Annotated in this window: 13 protein-coding genes; 10 read left to right on the top strand and 3 right to left on the bottom strand. The window is 72.5% G+C overall.

Annotated elements, in window-relative coordinates:
* Window positions 1-40: 40 nt before the first annotated feature.
* Window positions 41-262: a DUF397 domain-containing protein gene (locus ACWFR1_RS16975; protein WP_453551682.1), complete on the bottom strand. Its 222-nt coding sequence runs from the start codon at window positions 260-262 to the stop codon at window positions 41-43.
* Window positions 255-1049, bottom strand: a complete 795-nt coding sequence (locus ACWFR1_RS16970; RefSeq protein WP_453551679.1) for a helix-turn-helix domain-containing protein — start codon at window positions 1047-1049, stop codon at window positions 255-257. The genes ACWFR1_RS16975 and ACWFR1_RS16970 overlap by 8 nt, the downstream gene beginning before the upstream one ends.
* A 184-nt stretch (window positions 1050-1233) precedes the next feature.
* On the opposite strand from ACWFR1_RS16970, the gene ACWFR1_RS16965 reads away from it, so the two are divergent.
* From ACWFR1_RS16965 to ACWFR1_RS16950, 4 genes are all read left to right on the top strand, one after another.
* Window positions 1234-1539: a hypothetical protein gene (locus tag ACWFR1_RS16965; protein ID WP_453551676.1), complete on the top strand. Its 306-nt coding sequence runs from the start codon at window positions 1234-1236 to the stop codon at window positions 1537-1539.
* A complete protein-coding gene (locus ACWFR1_RS16960; protein WP_453551674.1) occupies window positions 1536-1892 on the top strand; it encodes a hypothetical protein in 357 nt (118 codons plus the stop codon). Before ACWFR1_RS16965 ends, ACWFR1_RS16960 begins: the two co-directional genes overlap by 4 nt.
* 153 nt (window positions 1893-2045) lie before the next feature.
* The gene (locus ACWFR1_RS16955) at window positions 2046-5597 is read left to right on the top strand and encodes a type I restriction endonuclease subunit R (RefSeq protein WP_453551671.1); all 3552 of its coding nucleotides are present in this window, start codon (window positions 2046-2048) and stop codon (window positions 5595-5597) included.
* Between the two features lie 5 nt (window positions 5598-5602).
* Entirely contained in the window at window positions 5603-6385 is a 783-nt protein-coding gene (locus ACWFR1_RS16950) for a M48 family metallopeptidase (RefSeq protein ID WP_453551668.1), read from the top strand.
* 18 nt (window positions 6386-6403) lie between these two features.
* On the opposite strand, the gene ACWFR1_RS16945 is transcribed toward ACWFR1_RS16950, so the two are convergent.
* Window positions 6404-7867 (bottom strand): PucR family transcriptional regulator, encoded by a 1464-nt coding sequence (locus tag ACWFR1_RS16945; RefSeq protein WP_453551665.1) that lies wholly within the window; start codon window positions 7865-7867, stop codon window positions 6404-6406.
* 118 nt (window positions 7868-7985) lie between these two features.
* Between ACWFR1_RS16945 and speB the strand changes: the two genes are divergently transcribed.
* The 6 genes from speB (at window position 7986) to ACWFR1_RS16915 (ending at window position 16065) form a co-directional block, all read left to right on the top strand.
* Window positions 7986-8963 (top strand): agmatinase, encoded by a 978-nt coding sequence (gene speB, locus ACWFR1_RS16940; RefSeq protein ID WP_453551663.1) that lies wholly within the window; start codon window positions 7986-7988, stop codon window positions 8961-8963.
* A 99-nt stretch (window positions 8964-9062) separates the two neighbouring features.
* Window positions 9063-10745 (top strand): thiamine pyrophosphate-binding protein, encoded by a 1683-nt coding sequence (locus ACWFR1_RS16935; RefSeq protein WP_453551660.1) that lies wholly within the window; start codon window positions 9063-9065, stop codon window positions 10743-10745.
* Between the two features lie 105 nt (window positions 10746-10850).
* On the top strand, window positions 10851-11156 hold the full coding sequence (locus ACWFR1_RS16930; RefSeq protein WP_453551658.1) for a lysine transporter LysE: 306 nt from the start codon (window positions 10851-10853) through the stop codon (window positions 11154-11156).
* 152 nt (window positions 11157-11308) lie between these two features.
* Window positions 11309-15013 carry an ABC transporter ATP-binding protein gene (locus tag ACWFR1_RS16925; protein WP_453551769.1) on the top strand — a complete coding sequence of 1235 codons (3705 nt, stop codon included), beginning with the start codon at window positions 11309-11311 and terminating at the stop codon, window positions 15011-15013.
* 125 nt (window positions 15014-15138) lie between these two features.
* Complete coding sequence (locus ACWFR1_RS16920) at window positions 15139-15498, top strand: hypothetical protein (protein ID WP_453551655.1); 360 nt, start codon at window positions 15139-15141, stop codon at window positions 15496-15498.
* Window positions 15499-15642: 144 nt separating this feature from the next.
* Window positions 15643-16065, top strand: a complete 423-nt coding sequence (locus ACWFR1_RS16915; protein WP_453551652.1) for a hypothetical protein — start codon at window positions 15643-15645, stop codon at window positions 16063-16065.
* Window positions 16066-16099: the final 34 nt, after the last annotated feature.

Below are 16099 nucleotides of genomic sequence, written 5' to 3'. Positions count from 1 at the left end.
GAGACCCTGCTGCACGACAGGGGCGGGAGTCCTTGCGAGTTCAGGCGGGAAGCTCGCCGTCCTTGACGGCTGTGACGAACGACGACCAGTCGGCCGCCGGGAAGACCAGCGCAGGGCCGCATGGGACCTTGGAGTCGCGAACGGGCACGCCTGACGGGTGGCCGTCCAGTACCTCGACGCAGCTGCCGCCGTCGCCGCTGCTGTAGGACGACTTGCGCCAGCCGGTCAATGCTGCTGCGTTCGGGATGATCCGCTCAGCCATGGTTCCCGTAGTCCTTTGCCGTCGCTCTCAAGAGAGCGACCGATTCCTTGCGGGAAAGCGCGTCGCCCAGGGCGAGAGTGTATGTGCGTTGCAGTGTCTCAACGAGGGCAGGGGAGTCGTGCAGCCTGCCCATGAGTACGCCCTCACCGTAGGCGATCGGAGGCTGGTCGTCGAACATCATGAGCGACAACATGCCCTGGAGCAGCGGGTGGTAGCCGACTCCGAAGGGCAGGACATGCACGCGGATGCGGTCCCGCTCTGCCAAGCGGACGATGTGGGTCAGTTGCTCGGCCATGACCTCGGGGCTCCCCACGTGACGGCGCAGCACCGCCTCGTCCAGGAGCGCGCAGAATAGCGGGATCGCCGGATCGGTAAGGATCTTTCCTCGTTCCAGCCGTGTGACAAGGAGCCTGTCACCTTCCTGTTCACTCCTGGGAGGGAACCCGGGCCGCAGAACCGCACGGGCGTACCCCTCTGTCTGGAGGACGCCTGGCACGAGGGAGAGCGCGAACTCCTGGATCATCACCGCCTGCTGTTCGAGGAGCCGGGCCGCTTCGAAGTAGTCGGCGACCGCCGCGCCGTCGTCCGGCAGGAAGCTGCTCAGGACGTTTCCCGTGCCCAGGGCCCTGTCCAGGCGGCGCGCGTCCTCCCTCGACGGGATGCGGCGGCCCGCCTCGATGTGCGCGATGTGCGAACGGGTCATGACCGCCATGTCGGCCAGTTCCTGTTGCGTGAGTCCGGCCGCCAGCCGTTGTTCCTTCAACCAGACCCCATAGATGTTGCTCATGGTCAACTCCCATGTGACAAACGCTTCGTCACCCTCTACCCCCTGGCGAGCCTAGCCCGACCCGTCTCACTCTGTGAGGGGATCGCTACACAGCGATGCCTATTCGCCGGCCACGCACGAAAGACCCCCGCAGCCGCAGTGAACGGCCCGGGGGCGTGGCCATCAACCCAGCGGAGTTGACGACGTGTCGCACTGTATCGCCCGCATCTTCGAGTCGTTGTTGCGGCTCCTGTGGCCCGCGCCGGAGTGGCACCGGCCCCCGGAGGCGCCGCCCGCCGCGCCGCCCATCGCCGTACCGCCCGTCCCCGGCCGCCCGCCCGAGCCCGTCCTCCGAGGCGAGGACAGCCCTATCGTCCGCCCCTACCTCCTCGCCCACGAGCAGCGTGAGCGGGCCCGCCGTCAGCGAGCGCGCCGGCGCGCCCTCTGGCTCGCCGTGCACGGCATCGACATCGGGCCGCGCCTGATCCACGGTGTGGAGGTCGTCGCGTGACCAACCGGACGATCCACAACGGGCGACTGCTCCCCTGGTCCAGCCCCGAGGGCAAGCCCTGTTACCTCATCGGCGACGGCACGGGCCACCTCTCCCGGGTCGCCGACAACATCGAGAGCGTCCAGCTCGGCATGGCCGCCGAGCTCCTCGGCCACGCGGCCGACATGGTCGACGACCGCCAGGTCACCCCCGAGCAGCTCCGGTTCGTCGTGGCCCGCATGGCCGAGGCTCTGCGGGATGTGCACCGCATCGCGAGGAGCCGGGGCGCCCGGCTCCCCGTACCCGTACTTGAGGATCAGGAGGGCGAGGCGTCCGAAGAGGAGGAGGGCGACACCGGCCCGCTCGACGTCTGACCGACCCCGCCACCCCCGGTGACGTACCCCGACATGCCCCGGTACGTCACCTGCCCGCGCGGCTTGAACTCTCCCACCCGGCCCGCTCAGGGCGCAGAATGGATCAACTGAGCGGGACCTGGGTGACGGCGGGCGGAAGGCGCGGGGGCGGGCATGGTGGTGCAGGTCGAGCGGGACGAGGTGGAGCGGCCGATCGTCGCGCAGCTTGAGGCGATGGGATGGACGCACGTCCCGGGGACGACGGTCGGCACGCTGGACGCCGGTACCCCGCTGCTCGTCGATCGGCTCGGCGCCGCCCTGCGGCGGATCAACGTCCGGGCCGACGACGGCGAGTCGTGGATGGACGGCACCGACGTGTCGCGGTCCGTCACCGCGCTGGCCTCCGTCTCCCTCGGGAAGGGCGTCGCGCAGGCCAACTTCGACGCCACCGATCTGCTGCTCAGCGGGCACTTCCTCACCGGCCCCTCCGCCGCTCACGGCGGGGCCTCCGCCACCGTGCAGTACATCGAGTGGCACGAGGAGCGGGTCGGGCTCAACGAGTTCACGGTCGTCGACCAGCTCCGCGTGAAGAACCGTTCCGGGGACGTGTCGATACTCGACGTCGTCCTCTTCGTGAACGGCATCCCGCTCGTCGCCGTCGAGTGCAAGAGCCCCGACCTCGCCGACCCCGTCCGCAGCGCCGTGCTCGATCTGCGGCACTACGCCGGTGACCCCATCGCCGACGACGAGCGTGACGGTTCCGATCTACCGCTGCCCGCCGGAGTGCCGGAGCTGTTCCGTACCGTGCAGCTGCTGGTCGCCGCGACCGCCGAGACCGCGTATCTCGGGACGGTCACCTCCACGCCCGACCATTTCCATCCCTGGCGGAGCGTCGAGCCGGAGGCCCCGGCCACGCTCCTCGCGGACCTGCCGGACGACGTCACCAAGCTCAACGAGCGGCACAAGCTCGTCGGCGTCGTCCTGCGTCCCGCCGCGCTGCTCACCTTCGTACGCCACTACGTCATCCCGCTCCCCGTCGAGACGGAATCGGGAGGCACCCGTACGGTCAAGGCCGCCGCGCGCCATCAGCAGTACCGGGCCGCCGAGAAGGCCGTACGCAAGCTGGTCGACGGCCGGACCCGTGGCGGGCTCGTCCTCGAAGACGAGCGCGGCGGGATCATCTGGCACACGCAGGGCTCCGGCAAGAGCCTGACCATGACGTTCCTCGTGCGCCGGATGCATCTGCACCACCGGCTCAGCGAGTTCACGATCGTCGTCGTCACCGACCGCACTCAGTTGCAGGACCAGCTCTCCAAGACGCTGAAGCTCAGCGAGTCGGACGTCGAGACGGCCGAGACCAGGACCCAGATGGAGGGGCTGCTCCGCGACGGCGGGCGCCGGGTCGTCTTCGCGATGATCCAGAAGTACGGGACCGGGGGCGCCTTCGCCACGGGGACCGGAGGCGACGGCGGAGACGGGGACGGGGACGGCCGGGACCTGGCAGGGGAGTACGAGGACGCCGAGCGGGCCCGGAAGGAGCGCCGGGCCGACGTTCCGCCACCCGAGCCCGATTTCCCGGAGTGCAACACGTCCTCCGACATCCTGGTCCTGGTCGACGAGGCCCACCGCTCGCACACGAGCGTGTTGCACGCCGCCCTGCGCAGGGCCATCCCCAACGCCGCCAAGATCGGCTTTACCGGCACGCCGATCATGACCGGCCGGGTCGAGGACACCCGCCGGATCTTCGGCGGATTCCTCGACACGTACCGCATGGCGGAGGCCGAGCGCGACGGCGTCGTCGTACGCATCCGCTACGAAGGCCGTACCGGCGAGGGCAAGGTCTTCGACAAGGACGGCCTCGACCGGAACTTCGCCGACCTGATCCGGGGGCGCACGGACGACGAGCGCAAGGCCTTGCTTCGGCGCTGGCCCACCGAACGGGACGTCGCCGAATCCCAGCCCATGATCCGGGCGAAGGCCGAGGACATGCTGGAGCACTGGGTGACCTGGGTGCTGCCGGGCGGTGGCTTCAAGGCTCAGGTCGCGGCCGTCAGCCGGAAGGCAGCCGTCGAGTATCACCACGCGCTGCGACGGGCGCGCGACCTCCTGATGATCGAACTCGCCGCATTCGACCCGGAGTCGGTGGCGGGGATTCCGCTGGAGGAGCTGCCCCGTCGGCTGCGCTACCTCTACCAGGCCCACCAGTACCGTTCCCTGCTGCGCCGTCTCGACTTCGTGCCGGTGATCTCCCCGGGCGAGGAGCGGAAGCGCCGTCAGTGGCTGCACTGGACGGACAAGGAGCGCCAGAAGGCGTACATCAAGCGCTTCCACCAGGCGTTCCCCCAGCTGCCGCCCGAGCCCGACTGGGTCAGCACCACGCCCTTCGACCTGCCGTCGCAGGAGACGACAGGGGCGGGCGCCGGGGTCGGTGACCACCCCTGGTCGCAGGAGGAGTCCGGACAACCGGAGACCCGGCCGGGTGCCGCGCCCGATCCGGTGCACCCTGACAGCCCGGTCGCCTTCCTCATCGTGAAGTCCATGCTGCTCACGGGCTTCGACGCACCACGCGAGCAGGCGCTCTACCTGGACCGGCCGATCCGTGACGCCGAGCTGCTCCAGGCCGTCGCCCGGGTCAACCGGCCGATGGAGGGCAAAGACATCGGGTACGTCGTCGACTACTACGGCGTCTTCGAGCACCTGACCGGAGCGCTGGCCGAGTACCAGCAGGCCGATGTCGACGACACCATGCTCAGTCTGTCGGACGAGATCGAGGGCCTCGCGCCGGCGGCGAGGGCGGTGCGCGACTTCCTGAGCACGCACGGCGTCGACGACGCGGACCTGACCGACCCGGCCAAGCTGGGTGCGGCCGCGCAGCGCTTCGAGTCCGAGGCGGCGCGGTTCGGGTACGACGACGTGCTGCACGAGTTCCTCGGGGTACTGGAGCGGGTGCTGCCGCACGAGGAGGGCCTGCGCTTCGTGGCGGACGCCCGGCGGTGGGGCATGCTCCAGAAGCGCGTCCGCAGGCTCTACCGGGACGCGCCGGGCGGTACGTTCACGCTGCGCCGCTACGGCCGCAAGGTCCGGGCGATGATCGCCGACCACCTGGAGGGCCCGGAGATCGAGCAGGTCATCGCGCCCGTCTCGCTCGCCTCGCCCGTCTTCGACGACGCGGTGCGCACCATGCCGCCGCGCGAGGCGGCAGCGGAGATGGGACACGCGCTGCGCTTCCACCTGGAGGAGCGGGTCAAGCGGGAGGACCCGGAGAAGTACACACGGCTCTCGGAACGGCTGGAGGAGATCCTGCGGGATCTGCCAGGACGCTTCGACGAGCAGATCCAGGAGTTCGGCCCGCTGATCGAGCAGGCCCGGCGGGAGGACGAGGAGGACCCGGCGCTGGCGGGGCTCAGTCCGCTGGAGCAGAAGGTGTACCGCCTGCTGGATCAGCTCGTGGAGGAGAGCCCGGGAGTCGTCCGACGGGTCCCGGACACCCGGCCGCTGGTCGGCGCGGTCTGTGACGCGGCCGCTCGGACCATGGGCAAGGCGGCGTTCCAGGGGCAGAGCCAGGACCTGGACGAGCTGGCGAAGATCATCCACGGTCAGTTGGTTCCGGGGCTGCTGCCGACCGACGTCACGGACTGGGCTCCGCTGAACGGCATCGCTCAGCGACTCGCCTCGTTCGCGGCGGAGAACAAGCGGCAGTTTCTGGCCAGGCAGCGGGGAGAATAGGCCGGGTGACCGCTCTTGCCGACGACCGACTCCTCCCCGCTCTTGCCGAGGGGAGTCTCCTCACCGTCGACGGGTTGTCGCTGCGCGTCCGGGTCAGTGGCCGCCGCAAGCGGTTCGCGCTGACGGTGGAGCCCGATGCCGGGCTGACCCTGCACGCGCCCGAGGGACGTCCGGCGGTGGAAGCGGAGGACTTCGTCCGCGCACACCGGTCCTGGGTGGTGACGAAGCTGGCGGTGCGCGAGCGCACTCGCCCCCTGAATCCCGCGAAGCGGTTGGTGGACGGAGAGGTCTTCCGTTACCTGGGGCGGACGTACCGGCTCGCGATCACGGCAGACGGACCTGCCGACGGCAGGGTGCGACTCATCGCCGGACGCCTGGTGATGCGCCGTGAGCAGGCTGAGCACCCGGACCTGGCGAGGGCAGCGCTCGTCGAGTGGTACTGCCGGGCCGGGCAGAACTGGACCGCTGGGCGGCTCCAGCCATGGGCCGCCCGGATGGCGGTCGCGGAGCCGGTACTCGACGTCTGTGACCTCGGCCGACGCTGGGGAAGATACCGGCCCGGCGACGACGATCGAGGCCCCGGTCTGATGAGCCTCGGATGGCCGCTCTTTCAGCTGCCGATGCATCTGGTCGACTACGTCGTCGCCCATGAGCTCGCCCATGTTCGTGTGCCGGGGCACCGCGCGGACTTCTGGCGGTTGCTGGGGACGGCGCTGCCCGAGTACGAGGAGCGTCGGACAGAGCTGGACGAGCTGGGGCGGCGTATGTGGATGGGCGAGATCGCATAGCTGCCGACCGGGCCGGCCTCAGGCCGAGCGCAGGGCGAACCACAGTTCCATCCGTACGTCCGGGTCGTCCAGGTCCAGGTCGAGGAGCGTCGCGCAGCGGGCGATCCGCTGCCGGACGGTGTTGCGGTGGATGTCCAGGGCCACCGCCGTCCGGTCCCAGCTGCCGTGGAGCGACAGCCAGCTGCGCAGGGTCTCCCTGAGGGGGTCCGTCAGGGGGGCCAGCAGGGCCCCGGCGTGGGCCGCCGCCTCGGCCGGGTCCACGAGCCCCGCGAAACCGTCGGGCCGGTGCCGGACCAGGGGCGCCCGGGTGGCCTCCGCCCGGCGCAGCGCCCGGGCCGCCTGTGCGTCGGCGGCGGTGAGCTCGCCCGCCCCGGCGGGCGCGCTCACCCCGAGCGTCCAGCCTCCCTGGGGGGTGACCGGGGCGGCGGAGGGGAGCAGGAGGCGTACCACTCCGGGCGCGCCCGCACCACCGCCCCCGTCCACCAGGGGCGTCCCCAACTCCGCCGCCAGCGACGCCGCCGCGAACGGCGTCCCGTCGCCGCCGCTTCCGTGCACCACCGTCCACGGGCCCGGGCCCAGGGCGTCCGCCGCCTCCGCCGGGGTGCCGCCGAGCAGCAGCCGGACCAGGGCCCCGTCCCGTACCGTCACGTCCGCGCCCCGGTGCGGGGCCGTCAGGAGCGAGAGCAGGACGACGGCGACCCCGGCGATCGTGTGGTCACCCGGGCCGCGCCGCTCCGTCGCCACCCCGAGCGTCAGACCGTCCCCGCCGCCCAGCGCGTACGCGGCGAGCCGCAGCCCCCCACCGTCCCCGCTCGCCGACGAGGGGCCGCCCGGTCGCGGCCCGAGCACCCCCATGAGCTCGCGCAGCGCCCCGGCCGCCTCCGCCGGTACGTCCCGGCCGGCCGCCAACGACTCCGTACCGTCCGCGCCGAAGAGCACCGCGCGCCCCGCGAGCCGCGAGGCCAGCGCGCCGAGCACCGCCGGGACCGGGGCCGGGCGGGCCGCCGCCGCGGCCAGGGACTGCTGGGCCTCCGTCACCCGGCGCAGCTCGCGCAGCCGCGCCTCCGCCATGAGCCGCCACACCGCCCGCGCGACCGCCGTGAACGGTGTTCTCGGCGGCACCTCGACCAGCGGCAGGCCGTGCCGGGCGCACGCCTCGACGAGCTCCGCCGGAACCGTGTCGTACACCGGCGTCACCCCGAAGGCGAGCGCCGCCGCACCCGCCTCCACGACCCGCTCGACGTAGCGCGCCGGATCGGAGAGCTGCACGCCCGCCGTCATCAGCAGCTCACCGCCGAGGAGGTACGGATACGGGTCGGCCATCTCCGAGGTGTGCACCCAGTGCAGCGGTACGTCCCCGGGCCCCGCGAGCAGCCGGAGCCCGAGGTCCCGGCGGGCGAGCAGCGCGGCCAGGGCGACGGGCGGCGCGGGGGGAGTGGAGAGGCCCTCCGCGTCCGAAGGGTGCGTCGGGAGCGTCGTCATGGATCCTTCGTACAGCATCGGCTCGTACAGTGGAGGAAACATACACTTCTGCACCGCTTTCCCGCCGCCTACCGTCGTGCCAGAGAACCATCCCCTCGCCCCCCAGGAGGACCCGACCATGAGCAGCAGCGACCAGAACACCCCGCGCGGCCCGATCGACTCGTCCCGCACCCCGCGGTACGCCGGTCCCGCGACGTTCGCCCGGCTGCCGCGGCTCGACGAGGTCGGCACCACCGACATCGCCGTGGTCGGCGTCCCCTTCGACAGCGGCGTCTCCTACCGCCCCGGCGCCCGCTTCGGCGGCAACGCCATCCGCGAGGCCTCGCGCCTCCTGCGCCCCTACAACCCGGCGCAGGACGCCTCTCCGTTCGCCCTCGCGCAGGTCGCGGACGCCGGTGACATCGCCGCCAACCCGTTCAACATCAACGAGGCCGTCGAGACCATCGAGGCCGCGGCGGACGACCTCCTCGGCTCCGGCGCCCGCATGATGACCCTCGGCGGCGACCACACCATCGCGCTGCCGCTGCTGCGCTCCGTCGCCAAGAAGCACGGCCCCGTCGCCCTGCTCCACTTCGACGCGCACCTCGACACCTGGGACACGTACTTCGGCGCCGAGTACACCCACGGCACGCCGTTCCGCCGGGCCGTCGAGGAGGGCATCCTCGACACCGAGGCGCTCTCCCACGTCGGTACCCGCGGCCCGCTCTACGGCAAGCAGGACCTCACCGACGACGAGAAGATGGGCTTCGGCATCGTCACCTCGGCCGACATCTACCGCCGCGGCGCCGACGAGGTCGCCGACCAGCTCCGCCAGCGCATCGGCGACCGCCCGCTGTACATCTCCATCGACATCGACTGCCTCGACCCGGCCCACGCGCCCGGCACCGGCACCCCCGAGGCCGGCGGCATGACCTCCCGCGAGCTCCTGGAGATCCTCCGCGGCCTCTCCTCCTGCAACCTGGTCTCCGCCGACGTCGTCGAGGTCGCCCCGGCCTACGACCACGCCGAGATCACCGCGGTTGCCGCCTCCCACACGGCGTACGAGCTCACGACGATCATGTCCCGCCAGATCGCGGCGAGCCGCACCGCGCAGTAGGCGTTCCGCCGGGTGTGGCACGCTCGTCGCGAGCGGCGCGCCGCACCCGGCCGCCGGGCCGCACCGCACCGACCACGCCACGCCCCGAGGGAACCGTCCATGACCCACGACCACGACGTGGTCCTGCGCCCCACCGCCGCGCAGACCGAGGCCGCCCTGAACCCGCCCGCCGGGCGCAACGGCGGCGACCTCGTCGTCGAGACCCTCGCCGGCCTCGGCGCGACCACGGTCTTCGGCCTCCCCGGCCAGCACGCGCTCGGCATGTTCGACGCGCTGCGCCGCTCCTCCCTCCGGTACGTCGGCCTCCGCGTCGAGAACAACGCGGGCTTCGCCGCCGACGCGTACGGCCGGATCACCGGCGAGGCGGCCCCGCTGCTGCTCTCCACCGGACCCGGCGCGCTCATGTCGCTCGCCGCGCTCCAGGAGGCGGCGGCGGCCTCCGCGCCGGTCCTCGCGATCGGCAGCCAGATCCCCGTCGCCGGGCTCGGCGGCGGCCGGCACGGCTACCTCCACGAGCTGCGCGACCAGCAGGCCTCCTTCCGTGACGTCGTGAAGTCCGTCCACACGGTCCGTACGCAGTCCCAGATCCCGTCCGCGATCGCGGCGGCCTGGGAGTCGGCGCTCACCGCCCCGCACGGGCCCGTCTGGATCGAGATCCCGCAGGACGTGCTCCTCGCGGAGACGATGCTGCCCGTGGTCACCGCGATGGACGCGACGCCCGAGGACATCGCCCCGCGTCCCGAGCTGACGGCGGTCGCGGCCGACCTGCTGACGAAGGCCGCCCGGCCCGTGATCATCGCCGGCGGCGGAGTCGTACGCTCCGACGCCTCCGGCAAGCTCCTCGCGCTCGCCGAGCGGATCGACGCGCCCGTCGTCACCACCTTCGGCGGCAAGGGCGCCTTCCCCTGGACCCACCCGCTCTCGCTCCAGTCCTGGCTGGAGGACCGGCACACCACCGACTTCCTGGAGGACGCCGACGTCCTCCTCGTCGTCGGCTCGGGCCTCGGCGAACTGTCCTCGAACTACCACACCTTCGCCCCGCGCGGCCGGGTGATCCAGATCGAGGCCGACGCGGGCAAGCTGGAGTCCAACCACCCGGCGCTCGGCATCCACGCGGACGCCCGGCTCGCCCTCCAGGCGCTCCTGGAGACGGCCGGTGAGCGCACGGACCCGACCGCCCCCGAGCGGGTCGCGGCCGTCCTGGCCAAGGTGCGGGAGCGGATCGCCGCGCAGGACCTGGGCCTGGAGCAGCGGACCGTCGCGGCCGTACGGGAGGCGCTGCCGGCCCGGTCCCCGAGCTTCTGGGACATGACGATCCTCGCGTACTGGGCGTGGTCGGCCTTCGACGCCCGGCACCCGAACACCATGCACTCCGCGCAGGGTGCCGGCGGCCTCGGCTACGCCTTCCCCGCCGCCCTCGGCGCGGCCGTCGCGGACCCCTCGCAGCCGGTGCTGGCGGTCTCCGGCGACGGCGGCGCGATGTACTCGATCGCGGAGCTGGCGACGGCGAAGCAGTACGGCCTCGACGTGACCTGGCTGATCGTCGACGACGGCGGTTACGGCATCCTCCGCGAGTACATGACGGACGCCTTCGGCGAGACCACCGGCACCGAACTCACCCGCCCGGACTTCGTCGCCCTCGCCGAGTCCTTCGGCGTCCCGGCGACGACGACGAGCCCGGAGACCCTCGCCGCCGACCTCGCGAAGGCCCTCGCCACCCCCGGCCCGTCGGTGGTGGTCCTCCCGGCGCTCCTGAGGATGTTCGAGCCGACGCACCTGTGAGCCGCCCCCGGCCCGGCGCAACTCTTCCGGCCCCGGACGAGTCCTCCTGACCGGGGGCCGGTGCGGGGCCGATGGCGTTCCACGAGGGATCCACGAGGGGGAACGGTGGCAGGGCGCGTCAAGGAGTTCCTGAAGGAGACGGTCGGCGAGTTCGTGGGCGAGGCGGTCCTGGAGATCACGGCCTGCCTGCTCCTCATCGGTCTCGTGGCGCTCGCCGTCTGGGGCTGGAGCGTCAGCCCGCCCCTGACCGGCGGGGCCGCCGGGACCCTCGCCCTGCTCGCCGGGTACGGCGCCTGGGAGACGTTCCGCGGGCCGGCACGGCGCCGTAGAGGGCGGCTGGCGGCGTTCGCCGTCGGTGCCTTCGGCTGCGTCGCGCTGTTCGCGTACTTCGCGAGCGGCTGCTCCTGCTGACGGACCCGGAATTGCTGAGGCGGGATGAAATCGCAGCCCAGACGTGTTGGGCCTTCCGGTAGAGCAGGACGGACGGGAGGCCACTCGTGGCGGCGGTCGGGCAGAAACAGACGGGCGAGCGGCAGCGGACGGAGGCGCGGCGGCAGGCCGAGATCCGCCGGCAGGGCTGGGCGCGCAGGCTGACCGGATACGCGTGGCACTACAAGGCCAACGTGGTCCTCGCGCTCGGGTCCTCGCTCCTGGGCATGGCCGTCCTCGCCCTCGTACCGCTCGTCACCAAGGTGATCATCGACGACGTCATCGGGACGAAGACCCGTGACCTCGGCGTCTGGACCGGGCTCCTCATCGGCGCCGCCGTCCTCGTCTACGTCCTCACCTACGTCCGCCGCTACTACGGCGGCCGCCTCGCCCTCGACGTGCAGCACGACCTCCGTACCGACATGTTCGGCACCATCACCCGGCTCGACGGGCGACGGCAGGACGAGCTGTCCACCGGGCAGGTCGTGGGGCGGGCGACGAGCGACCTCCAGCTCATCCAGGGCCTTCTCTTCATGCTCCCGATGACGATCGGGAACATCCTGCTCTTCGTCATCTCGCTGGCCGTCATGGCCTGGCTCTCCCTCCCCCTCACCCTCGTCGCGCTCGCCGTCGCCCCCGCCCTCTGGTTCATCGCCAAGCGCAGCCGCACCCGCCTCCACCCCGCCACCTGGCACGCGCAGCAGCAGGCCGCGGAGGTCGCCGGGGTCGTCGACGGGGCCGTGACCGGCGTCCGGGTCGTCAAGGGCTTCGGCCAGGAGGGCCAGGAGACCGGCAAGATCCGCGAGGCCGGGCGCAAGCTCTTCGCCGGCCGGCTGCGGACGATCCGGCTGAACTCGAAGTACACCCCCGCCCTCCAGGCCGTGCCCGCCCTCGGGCAGGTCGCCGTCCTCGCGCTCGGCGGCTGGCTCGCCTACAAGGGCCAGATCACCCTCGGCACCTTCGTCGCCTTCTCCGCCTACCTGGCCTCCCTCGTCGGCCCGGTCCGGATGCTCGCCATGGTCCTCACCGTCGGCCAGCAGGCCCGCGCGGGCGTCGAGCGGGTCCTCGACCTCGTCGACACCGACCCGGTGATCCAGGACGGGACGAAGGAACTCCCGGCCGACGCGCCCGCGACGGTCGAGTTCGACGACGTGAGCTTCTCCTACCAGGACGGGCGGCCCGTCCTCGACGGCTTCTCCCTGGACATCCGCTCCGGCGAGACCGTCGCCGTCGTCGGCGCCTCCGGCTCCGGCAAGTCCACCGTCTCGCTCCTCCTCCCGCGCTTCTACGACGTCAGCCACGGCGCCGTCCTCGTCGGCGGCCACGACGTCCGCGAGCTCACCCTCGACTCCCTGCGCGCCGCGATCGGGCTCGTCCCCGAGGACTCGTTCCTCTTCTCCGACACGGTCCGCGCCAACATCGCGTACGGCGTCCCCGACGCCACCCAGGAGCAGATCGAGACCGCCGCCCGCGCCGCCCAGGCCGACCGGTTCATCGCCGAACTGCCCGAGGGGTACGACACCAAGGTCGGCGAGCACGGCCTCACCCTCTCCGGCGGCCAGCGCCAGCGCGTCGCGCTCGCCCGCGCGATCCTCACCGACCCCCGGCTCCTCCTCCTCGACGACGCCACCTCCGCCGTCGACGCCAAGGTCGAGCACGAGATCCACGAGGCCCTGAAGTCGGTCATGGAGGGCCGTACGACCCTCCTCATCGCCCACCGCCGCTCCACCCTCGGCCTCGCCGACCGCATCGCCGTCCTCGACGACGGACGGCTCTCCGACATCGGCACCCACGAGGAGCTGGAGGAGCGCTCCGCGCTCTACCGCCGCCTCCTCACCGACCCCGACGAGCTGGGCGCCGTCTCACCCGGCCACGTGACCCCGGTCGAGATCCCCGAGGACGCCACGCTGCGGGCCGAGCTCGACGCCGAGTTCGACGCCGAGCGGGGCATCACCCCCGCCCTCTGGGTACGGGACGACAGCGCCGCCGAGGAGAGCCCCGCGCCCGGCGCCACCCCCGAACTGCTCGCCGCCGTCGAGGCCCTGCCGCCCGCCACCGACACCCCCGGGATCGACGAGGCCCGCGCGGTCTCGCCCGAGGACACGTACGGGCTGCGCCGCCTGCTCCGCGGCTTCGGCGTCCCGCTGCTCATCAGCCTCGGCCTGGTCGCGCTCGACGCGGGCGCCGGCCTGCTGCTCCCGGTCCTGATCCGGCACGGCATCGACGACGGCGTGAACCGGCTCGCGATCGGCGCCGTCTGGGCGGCCTCCGCGCTCGCCCTGGTCACCGTCCTCGTGCAGTGGATCGCCCAGACCGCCGAGATCCGCATGACGGGCCGCACCGGCGAGCGGGTCCTCTACGCCCTGCGCCTGAAGATCTTCGCCCAGCTCCAGCGGCTCGGCCTGGACTACTACGAGCGCGAGCTCACCGGCCGGATCATGACCCGGATGACGACGGACGTGGATGCCCTGTCCACCTTCCTGCAGACGGGTCTGGTCACCGCCTTCGTCTCCGTCGTCACCTTCTTCGGGATCATGGTCGCGCTGCTCGTGCTCGACCTCCAGCTCGCCCTGGTCGTCTTCGCGACACTGCCCGTCCTCGCCGTCGCCACGTACTTCTTCCGCCGGTCGAGCGTGAAGGCGTACGAGCTGGCGCGCGAGCGGATCAGCGTCGTCAACGCCGACCTCCAGGAGTCGGTCTCCGGGCTGCGGATCGTGCAGGCCTTCCGCCGCGAGCGTTCCGGCGCGGACCGCTTCGCCACCCGCAGCACCGAGTACCGCGAGGCACGCGTCCGCGGCCAGTGGCTGATCTCGATCTACTTCCCCTTCGTCACCCTGCTGTCCTCGGTGGCCGCCGCAGCCGTCATGATCGTCGGCGCGAACCGCATCGAGGCCGGCACCCTCACCACCGGCGCGCTCGTCGCCTACCTCCTCTACATCGACCTGTTCTTCGCCCCCGTGCAGCAGCTCTCGCAGGTCTTCGACGGCTACCAGCAGGCCGCGGTCTCGCTGAAGCGGATGCAGGAGCTGCTCCAGGAGCCGACGTCGACGACCGCCGCCGAGGCGCCCCAGGACGTGACCTCGCTGCGCGGCGAGATCGCCTTCGAGGACGTGTCGTTCGCGTACGACACGAAGGAGGCCGCTCTCACCGGCATCGACCTGCGGATTCCCGCCGGGCAAACCGTGGCCTTCGTCGGCGAGACCGGCGCGGGCAAGTCGACCCTCGTCAAGCTGGTCGCGCGGTTCTACGACCCGACGGGCGGCCGGGTCACCGCCGACGGCACCGACCTGCGGGACCTGGACCTCACCGCGTACCGCCACCGCCTCGGGGTCGTCCCCCAGGAGGCGTACCTCTTCGCCGGGACCGTCCGCGACGCCATCGCCTACGGCCGCCCCGAGGCGACCGACGCGGAGGTCGAGGCGGCGGCCCGCGCGGTCGGCGCGCACGACATGATCGCCACGCTCGACGGCGGCTACCTCCACGAGGTCGCCGAGCGGGGCCGCAACCTCTCCGCCGGCCAGCGCCAGCTCATCGCCCTCGCCCGCGCCGAGCTCGTCGACCCCGACGTCCTGCTCCTCGACGAGGCCACGGCGGCCCTCGACCTCGCCACCGAGGCCCAGGTCAACCAGGCCACCGACCGGCTCGCGGGCCGCCGGACGACGCTTGTCGTCGCCCACCGCCTGACCACGGCGGCGCGCGCCGACCGGGTGGTCGTGATGGACCACGGCCGGATCGTGGAGGACGGCACCCACGACGAACTGCTCGCCCTGGGCGGCCGGTACGCGTCGCTGTGGAGCACCTTCATCGGGGAGCCGGAGTCGGAGCCCGAGAGGGTGTGAGGGCGCGGAGCCCGAGAGGGGGGTGAGGAGTGTGCGGAGCCCGAGAGGGTGTGAGTACGGGCCGTCCGTCGGATGAGTATCCGGACGGATTCCCCGACCACCGCCCCGCGGGCTTGGATGGGGGCATGAGCAGCAGCCCCGATCTCCGCGCCCGCGCCGCCTCGCCCGTCCCGGTCACCCCGCCGGACCCCGAGGCCGCGCGGCTGCGGAAGTGGGCGCTGATCTGGGCCGGGCTGCTGCTGCCCGCGACCCTGCTCGCCGGCCTCCTCGCGCTCAGCACCGAGGCCGCCGCCAGCTGCATCATGCGCGGGACGAGCTGCGGCGGCGCCCCCGGCTTCCTGTACGTCGCGAGCCTGGTGACCTTCGCCGCGGCCTACGTGACCGTGCGGCGCACCTCCCGCGCCGACGTCCGACGGGCGGCACTGCGGACGCAGTTCGGCGCCGAGGCCGTCTTCGTGCTGTTCGTCGCGACGATGTTCGCGTAGGCAGCCGGGGTCCCCACCGGCACCCGGAGGCAACCATTCCGGCGGCTGGCGCGTCGTACGCCCGTACGCCTGAATCTCCGTACGTCCGTACGTCCGTACGTCCCGTATGTCGGAGACTCGCCGCCTCGCTCGGGAGGGGAACGCATGCCCACGGACACGCCGCACGCACCACACCGACGCCGACGACGGCTGCTCGCGCGCGTCCTCGTCCCGCTCCTCGCCGCCCTCGCCCTGCTCCTGACTCCCTGGCCAGGCCCGGGCGGCTCCACCGCCGACGCGGCCTCCGTCTGCCAGGGCCGCCCCACCAAGACCTACCGCTTCGCCACCGGCGAGCTGCGCCTCTACCGGACCCGCCACTACGTCTGCGCCGTCACCGTCGCCAAGAACCCCGGCGCCGTCCGGCCGATGAGCGTCTCCCTCCAGCCGCGCGGCGGGCGCCCCGCCGTGAATTCCGGACGGTTCACCCGGCAGGCCGGCCCGGTCACCGTCCACGCCCTCAACCGCTGCGTCCGCGCCTCCGGTTCGGTGTCCGGACAGGGCAGGTCCACGGGCTGGATCCTGTGCTGAATCCCGCGCCGCGACGTGTACCGCATCCTGCGCT

The organism is Streptomyces sp. NPDC055103, assembly GCF_053607625.1.
The sequence above is the reverse complement of the archived record's forward strand: the minus strand, read 5'-3'. Positions and strand labels throughout refer to the sequence as shown.

What these genes read in the sequence shown, in the direction of transcription:
- ACWFR1_RS16975 (WP_453551682.1), bottom strand. Translation starts at nt 262, where the DNA reads ATGGCTGAGCGGATCATCCCGAACGCAGCAGCATTGACCGGCTGGCGC.
- ACWFR1_RS16970 (WP_453551679.1), bottom strand. Translation starts at nt 1,049, where the DNA reads ATGAGCAACATCTATGGGGTCTGGTTGAAGGAACAACGGCTGGCGGCC.
- ACWFR1_RS16955 (WP_453551671.1), top strand. Translation starts at nt 2,046, where the DNA reads ATGGTGGTGCAGGTCGAGCGGGACGAGGTGGAGCGGCCGATCGTCGCG.
- ACWFR1_RS16945 (WP_453551665.1), bottom strand. Translation starts at nt 7,867, where the DNA reads ATGACGACGCTCCCGACGCACCCTTCGGACGCGGAGGGCCTCTCCACT.
- speB (WP_453551663.1), top strand. Translation starts at nt 7,986, where the DNA reads ATGAGCAGCAGCGACCAGAACACCCCGCGCGGCCCGATCGACTCGTCC.
- ACWFR1_RS16935 (WP_453551660.1), top strand. Translation starts at nt 9,063, where the DNA reads ATGACCCACGACCACGACGTGGTCCTGCGCCCCACCGCCGCGCAGACC.
- ACWFR1_RS16920 (WP_453551655.1), top strand. Translation starts at nt 15,139, where the DNA reads ATGAGCAGCAGCCCCGATCTCCGCGCCCGCGCCGCCTCGCCCGTCCCG.
- ACWFR1_RS16915 (WP_453551652.1), top strand. Translation starts at nt 15,643, where the DNA reads ATGCCCACGGACACGCCGCACGCACCACACCGACGCCGACGACGGCTG.